The 13096-nt window shown below is 28.0% G+C and carries 11 protein-coding genes; 8 read left to right on the top strand and 3 right to left on the bottom strand.

Annotation, left to right across the window (positions count from 1 at the left end; genetic code table 11):
* The first annotated feature begins 25 nt into the window (after positions 1–25).
* The 8 genes from codY (at position 26) to metG (ending at position 10149) form a co-directional block, all read left to right on the top strand.
* Positions 26–811: a GTP-sensing pleiotropic transcriptional regulator CodY gene (codY, locus tag AC1XWJ_RS06215; RefSeq protein WP_483335026.1), complete on the top strand. Its 786-nt coding sequence runs from the start codon at positions 26–28 to the stop codon at positions 809–811.
* Between the two features lie 277 nt (positions 812–1088).
* Positions 1089–2111, top strand: a complete 1023-nt coding sequence (gene pheS / locus AC1XWJ_RS06210; protein WP_483335025.1) for a phenylalanine--tRNA ligase subunit alpha — start codon at positions 1089–1091, stop codon at positions 2109–2111.
* Positions 2112–2123: 12 nt separating this feature from the next.
* Positions 2124–4514 carry a phenylalanine--tRNA ligase subunit beta gene (pheT, locus tag AC1XWJ_RS06205; protein WP_483335024.1) on the top strand — a complete coding sequence of 797 codons (2391 nt, stop codon included), beginning with the start codon at positions 2124–2126 and terminating at the stop codon, positions 4512–4514.
* 5 nt (positions 4515–4519) lie between these two features.
* The gene (gene plsY, locus AC1XWJ_RS06200; RefSeq protein ID WP_483335023.1) at positions 4520–5122 is read left to right on the top strand and encodes a glycerol-3-phosphate 1-O-acyltransferase PlsY; all 603 of its coding nucleotides are present in this window, start codon (positions 4520–4522) and stop codon (positions 5120–5122) included.
* Positions 5123–5126: 4 nt separating this feature from the next.
* Positions 5127–5975, top strand: a complete 849-nt coding sequence (locus AC1XWJ_RS06195; RefSeq protein WP_483335022.1) for a bifunctional 5,10-methylenetetrahydrofolate dehydrogenase/5,10-methenyltetrahydrofolate cyclohydrolase — start codon at positions 5127–5129, stop codon at positions 5973–5975.
* A 152-nt stretch (positions 5976–6127) separates the two neighbouring features.
* Positions 6128–7531: a rhodanese-like domain-containing protein gene (locus AC1XWJ_RS06190; RefSeq protein ID WP_483335021.1), complete on the top strand. Its 1404-nt coding sequence runs from the start codon at positions 6128–6130 to the stop codon at positions 7529–7531.
* Positions 7532–7592: 61 nt separating this feature from the next.
* Positions 7593–8012 (top strand): hypothetical protein, encoded by a 420-nt coding sequence (locus tag AC1XWJ_RS06185; protein WP_483335020.1) that lies wholly within the window; start codon positions 7593–7595, stop codon positions 8010–8012.
* Between the two features lie 136 nt (positions 8013–8148).
* Complete coding sequence (metG, locus tag AC1XWJ_RS06180) at positions 8149–10149, top strand: methionine--tRNA ligase (RefSeq protein WP_483335139.1); 2001 nt, start codon at positions 8149–8151, stop codon at positions 10147–10149.
* 78 nt (positions 10150–10227) lie between these two features.
* Here the strand turns inward: metG and arsS are convergent, their stop codons facing one another.
* The 3 genes from arsS to AC1XWJ_RS06165 form a co-directional block, all read right to left on the bottom strand.
* The gene (arsS, locus tag AC1XWJ_RS06175; protein WP_483335019.1) at positions 10228–11178 is read right to left on the bottom strand and encodes an arsenosugar biosynthesis radical SAM (seleno)protein ArsS; all 951 of its coding nucleotides are present in this window, start codon (positions 11176–11178) and stop codon (positions 10228–10230) included.
* Between the two features lie 12 nt (positions 11179–11190).
* A complete protein-coding gene (locus AC1XWJ_RS06170) occupies positions 11191–11529 on the bottom strand; it encodes an arsenosugar biosynthesis-associated peroxidase-like protein (RefSeq protein WP_483335018.1) in 339 nt (112 codons plus the stop codon).
* Positions 11530–11592: 63 nt separating this feature from the next.
* Complete coding sequence (locus AC1XWJ_RS06165) at positions 11593–12276, bottom strand: TIGR04283 family arsenosugar biosynthesis glycosyltransferase (protein ID WP_483335017.1); 684 nt, start codon at positions 12274–12276, stop codon at positions 11593–11595.
* Positions 12277–13096 lie beyond the last annotated feature (820 nt).

Below are 13096 nucleotides of genomic sequence, written 5' to 3'. Positions count from 1 at the left end.
TGATTAAAAATTATGGGAGAACAAGATGGCAAGTTTATTACAAAAAACTAGGAAAATAAGTGCTATTCTACAAGAAGGTAGGCATTCTAAAGTAGATTTTGAAGCTATGGCTATGCGTCTTAGTGCTATTCTTGATTCTGTTGTGTATATAATTGATAATGAAGGAAAAATATTAGGATATGATTCTAGTATTGATTATTCGAATGAACGTTTAGATGATATGATAAAAACTGGAAAGGTGTCAAAAGATTATATAACAGCAGCTTTGAAAGTTTATTCAACTAAGGTCGATATTCCTTTTAGACATGAATTATCAATTTTTCCAATAGAAGAAGAAGAGAGATTTGATGGACGTACCTACACAGTTATTTTGCCAGTTAGAGGAGCAGGAGAGAGATTAGGTACTTTAGTAATAGGGAAAATAGGTGAAAATTTTAGTGAAGATGATTTAGTATTATCAGAATATGCGTCTACAGTAGTAGGAATAGAGATATTACATGAAAAACAAGATAAAGAGAAGAATATAGCTAGAGATAAAGATTTAGTAGTTATGGCTATTAATTCATTATCTTATTCTGAGAAAGAAGCAATAGAACACATTTTTAGAAATCTTGATGGAACAGAAGGACTGTTAATAGCTAGCAAGATTGCAGATAGAGTGGGGATAACTAGATCTGTTATAGTTAATGCTTTAAGAAAACTTGAAAGTGCTGGAATAATAGAATCAAAATCTCTAGGTATGAAGGGGACATATATAAAAGTTCAAAAAGAATACTTTTTAGAATATATATTTAGCGGAGAAGAATTATAAATATTTAAGTGCTGTGATTAAGACGGTATATAATGAATTTTTTACAGAGAATAGTTTTCTAGACTGAGAGAAACTATATTAATTGTTATATATTTTCAGCTTATGAGTAACTATATAAATACATTGTGTGAGTATAGTCGTATGATTTGCGTTAAAAATCAAATTTAAGGAGAAATTTTGATTTCTTAAATTAGGGTGGTACCACGATTAATTCGTCCCTAGAGTGTCTAGTACACTCTAGGGATTTTTTATTTTATAGATTAAAAAGGAGATAACAATGAATTTAGAGAGTATAAAAAAAGAATATCAACAATTAGTTCAAGAAATAACTAACGAAAAAGAGTTATATGAACTACGTGTTAAATTTCTTGGGAAAAAAGGGATACTAACAGAAATAATGAAAGGAGCTAAAGATGTAGTTCCAGAAGAGAGACCAACGTTTGGTAAGTTAGTCAATGAAATTAAAAATTATATAAACGATAATATCGAAGAAACAAAGCAATTTCTTATTGAAAAAGCTACAGCCGAAAAGTTGGCTAGTGAAGAAATTGATGTTACTTTACCTGCTAGAAAATATTCATTAGGTGGAATGAATCCATTAAATAAAGTAATTGAAGAAATAGAGGAATTGTTTGTTAATATAGGATACTCGGTAGCAGAAGGTCCAGAAGTAGAAACAGATAAATTTAATTTTGAAATGTTAAATTTGCCAAAAGATCATCCTGCAAGAGATATGCAAGATTCTTTCTATATTACTAATGAGTTGTTAATGAGAACTCAAACTTCTCCAGTTCAAGCTAGAGAAATGTTAAAAGCTAATGGAGAAGGTCCTATAAAAATTATTTGTCCAGGGAAAGTTTTTAGACGAGATAATGATGATGCTACTCATTCACATCAATTCACACAAATTGAAGGATTAGTAGTAGATAAAAATATTACATTTTCTGATTTGAAGGGTACTTTAGAATATCTAATTAAGTCATTGTTTGGAGAAAACAAAAAAATAAGATTACGTCCAAGTTTCTTCCCATTTACTGAACCATCTGTAGAGGTTGATATATCTTGGGGAAATGAAGATGACGAAGATAATATAAAATGGTTAGAAATATTAGGAGCTGGTATGGTTCATCCTAATGTTTTGGAAATGGCAGGTTTTGATTCTAATGAATATTCTGGATTTGCGTTTGGTATGGGACCAGAAAGAATTGCTATGTTAAAATATGGAATAAGTGATATTCGTAATTTCTATACTAATGATGTAAGATTTTTAGAACAATTTAACAATACGAGAAATGATTAATAGGAGGATAAGATGTTAGTAAGTTATAAATGGTTACAACAATATGTCAATGTAGAAGATACTCCAAAAGTTCTAGCAGACAAAATTACTAGAGGTGGTCTAGAAGTAGAAGAAGTTATTAAATTAAATGAAAATTTATCTAATATAGTAGTAGGATATGTAAAGGAAAAAGAAAAACATCCTGATGCTGAAAAATTAAGTGTTTGTAAGGTAGATATAGGTAATGAGATAGTTCAAATAGTTTGTGGTGCAAAAAATGTAGATAAAGATCAATATGTTATAGTAGCTAAGGTAGGAGCTAAGTTGCCAGGTATAAAGATTAAAAAAGCGAAGTTACGTGGAGTAGAATCTTATGGAATGATTTGTTCATTAGGAGAATTAGGAATAAGTAAATCTTTATTGCCAAAAAATAGTGAAGAAGGAATTTATGTATTTGAAAAACCACAAATAATAGGGACAGATGTAATAAAATTGTTAGATTTAGATGATAGTATTATTGATATTGCAATAACACCAAATAGAGCTGATGCTTTAAGTATTAGAGGATTAGTATATGAAGTTTCAGCTTTGTATAATAAACCAGTTAATTTTAAAGAAACATTGGATAATAATGTGTATGAAACAACTGAATTAACTGTGGATATTAATAGCGATAAGTGTACAACATATTACGGACAAGTAATAAAAAATATTAAAGTTGAACAATCACCTCTTTGGTTACAAAATAGATTAATAAATAGTGGAATAAGACCTATTAACAATATAGTAGACGTTACTAATTATGTTCTATTGGAGTACGGTCAACCTATGCACGCTTTTGATAAAAATCTACTTGGAGAAAAAATAGTAGTTCGTCAAGCACATGAAGGGGAAGAATTAATAACACTTGATGGCGTAGAAAGAAAATTAACAAAAGATGATTTAGTTATAGCTGATAGTAATAGTCCAGTAGCATTAGCAGGAGTAATGGGTGGAAAAAATACAGAAGTTAATGATGATACAGTAGATATAGTTTTAGAATCAGCATACTTTAATCCTATATCTGTTAGAAGAACATCTAGTTATCATGGATTACGCAGTGATTCATCAACTAGATTTGAAAAAAGCATAGATAAAAATTTACAATTGTTAGCTTTAGAAAGAGCAGTAGAATTAATAAAAGAATTATGCCCAGAATCAAAAATTGAAAGTTATGTAGGTAGTACAGTAGAAAATAAAGATAACCAAATAATAGTAACTGCTGATTATATTAATAGTTTAATAGGAATTAATTTGACTGTAGATAATATTATAAATATTTTAAAGAGTCTTAGCTTTAAAGTTCAAACTGATGGAAATAATATTATAGTGGATGTTCCATCACGCAGACAGGATATAGTTATAAAACAAGATATAGTAGAAGAAGTTGCACGTATATACGGTTATGATAATATACCCGCAACATTGCCAAAATTTTCTAAAGCTACAAGAGGCGGTTTTACTTACAAACAAAAAGTATTACGAGATATTAGAAAAATGTATATGAATTTAGGTTTTATGGATACTATAAATTACTCTCTAGTATCAGAAATAGAATCTAAACAATTTACTACTACTAATTATCCTAATGTAAAATTATTAATGCCTATGAGCGAAAATCATTCTACACTAAGACAAAGCTTAATACCGGGTATAGTTAATACTGCTAAATATAATTTGGCACGACGTCAAAATAACTTAAAATTGTTGGAGATAGGAAGAGTATTTTTTGGAAGTGGTGATGATAATATTCAACCTGAAGAAAAAGTATATTTATCAGCTCTATTAACAGGAGATGAATATACAACTAAATGGCTAAAAGAAGAGAAAAAATTTGATTTTTATTCTGCAAAAGGTTATTTAGAATTATTATTTGAAAAATTAGGCATTTTGGGAGATATAAGTTACTCGAAAGATATTATTGAAAATATGCATCCTGGAAGAACAGCCAAAGTATTGTATAAAAATAATGAAATAGGGTTTATTGGAGAGCTACATCCATCTTACAGCAAAGAAAATGATATAAGTACATCATATATTTTTGAGATTGATCTTGATAAAATAATATTTGAAGAAAAAGTAAAACCTAAATATGAAGAAATATCTAAATATCCAAAAGTTAATAGAGATATAGCAATGTTAATAGATAGCACAGATGAATATCAAAATATTTATAATTTAATAATTAGTTTAGGAGATAAACTTATTTATAATGTTGAATTATTTGATATTTATGAAGGAATCGGTCTTCCAGTAGGTAAGAAATCTATAGCTATTACCCTTACTTATAGTGATAAAGATAAAACTTTAACAGAAGAAGATATAAATAGAATACATAATAAAGTAGAGAAAGCATTACTTGATTATGGAGTAACTATAAGGTAACGATTATGATAAATATAATTTTATTAATTTTATTTTCTTATTTACTAGGGTCTATTCCGTTTGCATTAATAATAGGAAAGATATTTTTTCAAACAGATATTAGAAAATTAGGTAGTGGTAATTTAGGTACTACAAATATGATTAGAATACTAGGAAAAAAAGCAGGTTTGGTAGTATTCTTCTTAGATTTTTTTAAGGGATACTTAAGTATAAAAGTAGCAAATATTATTTTGGGAGATGTAGATTATTTAATTATTTTTGGAGCTTTTGCAATGATAGGACATATGTTTCCGATATTTGCAAATTTTAAAGGTGGGAAATCAGTTGCTACAGGTTCATCATTATTTGTATATTTCTATCCTTATTTAGCACTATGTTTGGTTATAGTATTTTTTGCAACATTGTTATTAACTGGTTATGTATCTTTAGGAAGTATAATAATTTCTACATTAGGAGCTATTTATATAACTTTGTATGGAATAGGTAATTATAGATTTATCTTGATAGCTATGTGTATTTTAGTAATTTATATGCATAGAGGAAATATAAAAAGGATTCTAAATGGAACAGAAAATGTCTCTAAATTAAAAATACATTTTAGGAGGTAGTAATATGGCTTATATAATAGATGGGAAAAAAATAGCAGCTAAACATAGAGAACAAATAAAACAAGAAGCAAATGAATTTAAAAATTTGGGTATTAATCCTACTTTAGCTGTTGTCTTAGTAGGAGAAAATAGAGCATCTAAAAGCTATGTCAATGCTAAACATAAAGCCTGTATAGAAAATGATATTAATTCAATAAAAATAGAATTGCCAGAAGCCACAACAGAAAAAGAACTGTTGGTAGAAATTAATAAATTAAATAATGATAAGAAAGTACATGGAATATTAATTCAATTACCTTTGCCAAAACATATAAATTCTGACAGAATTTTGGAAGAGATATCACCTATAAAAGATGTTGACGGTTTTCATCCAATTAATATAGGGAAATTATCTGTAGGAAAAGCCCAATTAGTACCTTGTACGCCTTTGGGAATACTTGAGTTAATAAAGTCTACCGAAATAAATATAGAGGGGAAAAATGCGTTAGTAATAGGGAGATCTAATATAGTAGGGAAGCCGATAGCAAATTTATTAATTCATGAAAATGCAACTGTAACAATTGCACATTCGAAAACTACAAATTTAAATAATTTGATAAAAAATGCAGATATTATAGTTAGTTGTGTAGGAATTGCTCATTTCTTAAATAACGATTATGATTATAAAAGAGATGCTCTTATTATCGATGTAGGTAATAACTATAAAGATGATAAGTTAGTAGGAGATGTTGATTTTGATTACGTTAAAGATAAAGTAAAATATATCTCTCCAGTACCAGGAGGTGTTGGTCCCATGACAATTACTATGCTAATGCGTAATACATTAACAGCATTGAAATCACAAGTTAAATAATAAATTTTAAAATATTTAGTACAGATAAATTTTATATTTGTACTAAGTATTTTTTGTTTTTCTATAATATATTTACAAAAAATAACTTAAATGTTATAATTAATTTTGTAAAAAACTAGGAGGTAAAGTGGTAGGTTACCACAGAAAAAACAATGATTAACTTCAAAAAATTAACACCTATTTTGGTAGCAGCGGGATTGGTTGTTACAGGTTGTTCTACATCTAGTAATACAAGTACTAGTAACAATGATAAAGTAGAGGTTAAAGAAGTAAAAACTATTAATTTAACAGATTTTGAAAATGCACTAAATAATTCAGAATATCAATTTGTTGATACGAGAAGTGATGATTTATTTAATGGATTCACTAATGGTGAAGTTAAATATGGTGGGCATTTGAAAAACGCTATTCAATACAGCGCTACTTTTGTAGGTAATGTGTCAAAAGATAAATTGAAAAAATATGTTAGTGATAAAGGATTAGATATGAGTAAAAAAATAGTTCTTTATGATACTAATAAAGAAAATTTAACAAAAGTTGCTGATGAATTTAGTAAATTAGGTTACGAAGTTTTTAAATTTGAAGATTATAAAGATTATGCTAATAATGATACTAATAAAGAAAATATTGTAAGTTATAGTAATTACAATTCATTGGTGTCGGCTAATTGGGTAAAACAATTAACAAATGGCAACAAACCAGAAACTTATACTAACGATAACTATAAAATATTTGAAGTTTCTTGGGGAGAAGTTGATAAATCTAAAGCATACAATCAAGAGCATATAAAAGGATCATATCATTTCAATACAGATTGGATAGAAGAAGGGCCAGTTTGGAATTTGCAAACAGCTGAAAAAATAAAAGAAAATGTTCTAAAACAAGGAATTACTAGTGATACGACAGTTGTTCTTTATTCTGACGATGCTTCTGCAGCTTTTCGTGTAAATTATGCATTAAAATGGCTAGGAGTAAAAGATGTTAGAATTTTAAACGGGGGATTAAAAGCTTGGAAAGATGCTGGTGGTGAGACAGAATCTACAGTAAATACACCTACAGAAGAAAAAGAATTTGGTCTGAATGTGCCAGCTAATCCAGAATATACAATAGCTAGAGCTCAGGAGATGGCTGAGAAAGCAAAAGAAGAAGGGATCAAACTTGTAAGTATTCGTTCTTGGGATGAGTATACAGGTAAGACTAGTGGTTATGATTATATAGAACGAGCAGGAGAGCCACAGGGTGCGATATATGGATTCTCTGGAACAAGTGCAATCAATATGGACGATTATTATGATCCAGACGGAACAATAAGAAATCCACAAGAAATTTATAATTTGTGGGCATCACAAGGAATTTCAGAAAATGACAAAATAGCATTATATTGTGGAACAGGTTGGAGAAATGGAATACCTTGGTTTATGACACAATTAACAGGTAGAGCCAACACATACTTCTATGACGGTGGATGGAATGATTGGCAAATGGACAGTAGTTTACCAGTTGATATCAACAAAGACAAAACTACCAAACCTGACGCTAAAAATGATTTTAAATAGAATAGAAAACTGTTGACTTAGTCAGCAGTTTTTTGCAAATTTAAATATATTAGGAGGAATAATGAAGCATATAAAGAATAAGTATTTATATTTTATAATAACAGCATTGGAAGTTGTTTTAACTGTTGCTATACTTTATTGGAATAATTTGAAAGATGCAAAAATGGGAATAGTAAGGCACATAACTTTTTGGAATACAAAGAAATTTCCTAATATTTTTTCAGACAATATAAAGTATTTAATTGTAGTGATTTTAATTTTATTAGTAATTTTTCAACTTACAAAAATATCTAAACTAGCATTTATAGGACAAGTAGAAATTTCGATTAATATATTATTATTGTTAGTTTCTATAACGTTTATTTTTAAATCTAATGTAGATATTGAGTTTATTTATTATTATGTTGTTATTTATTTGGTATTAATTAATATTTTACAATTTATAAAGCATTTTGCTTTTGATAAAATTACGAAGATTTAATTTCAAGGAACTTTATTGTATGAAAATATACAATAAAGTTCTTTTTTATCTTATTATAATCTTTAATTTGTATATACATATAGTGCTAATTTGTGGTAAAATATTAACAGTTATAATTAAATATTGGAAAAGGGGTATAACAATGGCAAATAAAACATTTTATATAACAACGCCTATATATTATCCTAGTGGAAAATTGCATATAGGTCATGCATATACTACTGTTGCATGTGATACTATGACTAGATACAAAAAAGAAAAAGGATATGATACATACTTTTTGACTGGTTCTGATGAACACGGACAAAAAATACAGCAAAAAGCAAAAGAACAAGGATTAAGTGAACAAGAATATGTAGACGGAATGATTGCCGATATAAAAAAATTGTGGTCAGCAATGGATATAAATTATAGTAAGTTTATTCGTACAACTGATGATTACCACGAAAAGGCTGTTGCAAAAATATTTGACAAGCTACTAAAACAAGGTGATATTTATTTAGGACAATATGAGGGGTGGTACTCAATTAGTGATGAAGAATATTTTACAGAAACTCAATTAGCAGAAGTATTTAGAGATAAAGATGGAAAAATGATTGGTGGTATTGCACCTAGTGGGAATGAAGTTAAATTAGTAAAAGAAGATTGTTACTTCTTTAGAATGAGTAAGTATGCAGATAGATTAGTAAAATATTATGAAGAAAATCCTAATTTTATTTTGCCAGAAGCTCGTAAAACAGAAATGCTTAACAATTTTATAAAGCCTGGATTAGAAGATTTAGCGGTAACAAGAACAACGTTCGATTGGGGAGTTAAGGTAGCATCAGATCCTAAACATGTTATTTATGTGTGGATTGACGCTTTAGTTAACTATATTACAGCATTAGGATACCAAACGGGAGATAGTGAAGAGCTATTTAACAAATATTGGCCGGCAGATGTTCAAGTTGTAGGAAAAGAAATAGTAAGATTTCATGTTATTTATTGGCCTATATTACTTATGGCGTTAGATTTACCATTACCAAAGCAAGTGTTTAGTCATGGTTGGTTACTTATGAAAGATGGAAAAATGAGTAAATCTAAAGGTAATGTCGTAGATCCATATATGCTAATAGAAAGATATGGTTTGGATGCAGTAAGATATTACTTGATGAGAGAAGTACCATTTGGTCAAGATGGTATATTTACACCAGAAAGTTTTATAGATAGAATAAATTCAGATTTATCTAATGATTTAGGTAATTTACTAAATAGAACTGTGTCAATGATAAATAAATATTGTAACGGTGTTATACCTAAGTTTGTTCAACCTGCTGATGAGGTAGATAATGATTTAATTGATAGTGCCAAAGAAATGCTTCAAAACTATGAGCAATATATGGACACTATGCAATTTTCACGAGCATTAGAAAGTGTATGGAAATTTATCTCAAGGACTAATAAATATATAGACCAAACGACTCCTTGGATATTAGCCAAAGATGAAAGTAAACAAGATGAGTTAAATAAAGTTATGAATTATTTGGCAGAATCTTTACGTATTGCAGCCATAGTAATTTCTCCTTTCTTGACTAAAGCACCGACAGAAATTGCTAAACAACTTAATTTGGAAGAAAAACATTTGAATTACAGCACAGTTAATAATTTTGGAGTATTTGAAGGTAATAACAAAGTTGTCGATAAACCTACGCCAATATTCCCAAGATTTGATAAACAAGAAGAAGTGGACTACATAAAATCACAAATGTCGCCAAAAGCTCTAGAAAATTTAGAAAATAGTGAAGATCAAGTTGATGAATTTGTTCCTTTAGCAGAAGAAATAACTATAGATAAATTTTTTGAAAGTTCATTAAGAGTTGCTCAAGTTTTAGAATGTGAGAAAATAAAGAAAAGTTCTAAGCTATTGAAATTCAAGCTAGATGTCGGTAATCATACAAGACAAATAGTTTCAGGAATAGCTAAATATTACAAATCAGAAGAATTAATAGGGAAAAAAGTTGCGATAGTAGCGAATCTAAAACCTGTAAAACTTTGTGGTGAATTAAGTGAAGGTATGATTCTTTCAGCAGAAAAAAATGGAATTTTACGAGTAGTTGAAATTAATGATGCTGTACCTAATGGAGCGGAGATAAGATAAAAAAATTCCCATATTTATGGGAATTTTTTTATCTTATAATTTACTCTTAAACTAAGAGTTTTAAACTGTCTCGCCACCTCAAGAAGAACCACTTCCAGCAGTACAGCCGTAGCAATGAAGACCAGTAACAATTTTTCTAGAATTTAATGGAGTTTTTGCAAGTTTCTCTATATTGTTTATATCACTATTGATTTTTAATTTTTCTATCATATTGAAGTCACAATCATAAAGAGAGCCATCAGGTCCAACAGAAATCATAAATCTACACATAGCATTTTTAACTGCTTCTTCATTGTATGCTTTGTAAAGTTTGGTAATATAATCTCCGTAAATTTCTTCTTTATATAAAAATTCAGAGAAACGACCAATAGGATTATTAGTTATAGCAAAAAGATTATTAAATACAATTCCAAAATTGTCAAATAGTTTTTTCTTGTATGTTTTTTCTAAAACTTCTTGTTTAGGAGGTAAATATGCTCCGTTGGGATTGTAGACTAAATTTAATATTAAATTCTCATCTGTTCCATATCCTAGTTCGTTTAATTTCTGTAAAGCTTGAATAGATTTAGGGAATACTCCTTTTCCGCGTTGCCTTGTTACAACTTTTTCATTGTAATAAGGTAGTGATGCTACAACTTGTACTTTTAATTTTTTGTATAGTTCGGGGATATCCTTATAATTTTTAACAGTAAGAATTATTAAATTAGTTCTAACTATAATAGTTTCAGCATATTTACTTATTTCTTCTATGAACCACCTAAAATTTGGATTCATTTCCGGAGCACCACCAGTAATATCAATAGTTTTATACTTTCCTATTTTAAAAGCTTCTATAATATGATCAAATGTTTCTTTTGTCATATTATTTTTTCTATGAGGACCACCATCAACGTGGCAATGGCTACAAACTATATTACAAAGACTACCGACATTAATTTGCATAATAGTTGGATGTTCATTCGTTGTTAAATATTCTTTATTTTGAACATTTTCATAAAATGAAGGAATGTTATCTATTTGATTAGTCACAATAAGTTACCTCTAATGACTAAGCTTGTCTGATAATTCTTTACTTTGAAGACCGATAGCAAGAGTCATACCTGCTTTCATAGAAGCGGCTACGTGCATAGCTTCTGCAATTTGATCTTGATCACACCCTTCTTCAAGAAGAGCATTTGTATATGCTTCGATACAATAAGGACAGGCTTCTGCCACAGCAACTCCAAATGCAATAAGTGATTTTTCTCTAGTTGTCAATTCGCCTTCTTCCATAGTGCTACCATAGTAATCTAGAAATTTTTTCCATAGTTCAGGAGCATCTTCTCCTAATTTTCCTTCTCCAAATTGTTGTAAATGTATTCTTTTGTAATATCCAGTCATAATAAAAACCTCCGCTAATATTTATACATATTCTAACATTTTTATAGAAATATTACAATGTATCTAACGTATATCTTTATATAATTTTGCAATTTTAGTTGGGGATACATCTTTACGATACATTTTTTGTAATTTTTGCATTTGCCACATAGTTTTGAGTGTATTATTTTTATATCTTCTACTAGATGTAGTAATTTTACTATCTAAAACCTGTATTTTATATCCAGCTTTTGTAAGGTCTTCAGATAATCTATAATCTTCCATTATTGGGATATTTTTAAAACCACCTATTTTTTCAAATATACTTCTTTTAATAAATATTCCTTGATCCCCAAATGCTATATTTTTCTTTTTAACTCTATACGTTGACATCTTTTTATTGATGAACATTTTAAAACCACCAGGATTAAAATTTATTTTGAAACAACCTACATCAAAATTGCTATTTAAAATTTTAGTAATAGCATTTTTTTGTAATACGCTATCAGCATGGAGAAACCATAATATATCTCCTTTAGCAATAGTGGAACCATAATTCATTTGATTAGCACGACCTTTTTTATTTGATATATAGTATTTATAATTAAAATAACTTAAGTCTTTCAAAATATTTAATGTGTTGTCTTTACTGTTAGCATCGACAAAAATTACTTCACAATTTTTTATATGTTCTAAACAATAAAGATTATAAATAAAGTCGTGTAAAATTTTTTCTTCGTTATAAATAGGTATAATTATAGAAATCATAAAAACCTCCTAATAGTTTGTATATATTATATCATACTTCGAAAAATTGATAAATTATAGATAAAAAATGAAGAATAATATATTTATTAAATTTTAACAAATCTATAATTAATTAGATAAAAAAGTGTTTTATCGTTAATAATGAAGATACTTTGCAGAATTATTATAAAAAGATAAATTGAGAATAGAACTGTTACAAAATTTATCAATAAAACAATTTCAAAATAGATAATATAACGGACTTATAATTATTACTAAATTTCTAAAACTTTTTACTGTTAATAATCTCTATATTTCAATGTTTCAAACTGTATAAGTTTATTTATTAAATTTTATAAAACACAAAAATAAAAATAAATTCAAATAATACTATTGACAAAGAAACTGTTTTCATAATATAATGTAAATGTAGATAGCGGTAACATAGAACTGTACTATTTATAAAATATTTTCAAATATAACAATTAAAAATAGGAGTTAAAATATTTATTTAAAAATATATTATAAAATAAAAGTACACTAGATAGTTCCTTAATTGATTGTTAAATAGATATTTTTATTAATGGAAATAAAGAGAAACATATTATTATAAATTTAAATTATTACTGGCCAGTATTTAATGTTTTTTGATAGTATTATTCTACTTATATTTTAATATTTATATAAAAAGGAGTGTCATAATATGGCAAAAGCAAAAGAAGTGACATTAAATCCTGTAGAAGAAGTAAATGTGCTAGTAGAAAAAGCACAGGTAGCACTATCAGAGTTCTTGAAAATAACGGAACAAGAAAAAATAGACGAGATAGTACAAGCTGCGGCA

The organism is Gemelliphila sp. 1F1, from assembly GCF_056897515.1.
This window is presented reverse-complemented; position numbering and strand designations above follow the sequence as displayed.

Coding starts and splice junctions, on each gene's coding strand:
- pheT (WP_483335024.1), top strand. CDS start 2,124: ATGTTAGTAAGTTATAAATGGTTACAACAATATGTCAATGTAGAAGAT.
- AC1XWJ_RS06185 (WP_483335020.1), top strand. CDS start 7,593: ATGAAGCATATAAAGAATAAGTATTTATATTTTATAATAACAGCATTG.
- codY (WP_483335026.1), top strand. CDS start 26: ATGGCAAGTTTATTACAAAAAACTAGGAAAATAAGTGCTATTCTACAA.
- AC1XWJ_RS06190 (WP_483335021.1), top strand. CDS start 6,128: ATGATTAACTTCAAAAAATTAACACCTATTTTGGTAGCAGCGGGATTG.
- AC1XWJ_RS06165 (WP_483335017.1), bottom strand. CDS start 12,276: ATGATTTCTATAATTATACCTATTTATAACGAAGAAAAAATTTTACAC.
- AC1XWJ_RS06195 (WP_483335022.1), top strand. CDS start 5,127: ATGGCTTATATAATAGATGGGAAAAAAATAGCAGCTAAACATAGAGAA.
- plsY (WP_483335023.1), top strand. CDS start 4,520: ATGATAAATATAATTTTATTAATTTTATTTTCTTATTTACTAGGGTCT.
- AC1XWJ_RS06170 (WP_483335018.1), bottom strand. CDS start 11,529: ATGACTGGATATTACAAAAGAATACATTTACAACAATTTGGAGAAGGA.
- pheS (WP_483335025.1), top strand. CDS start 1,089: ATGAATTTAGAGAGTATAAAAAAAGAATATCAACAATTAGTTCAAGAA.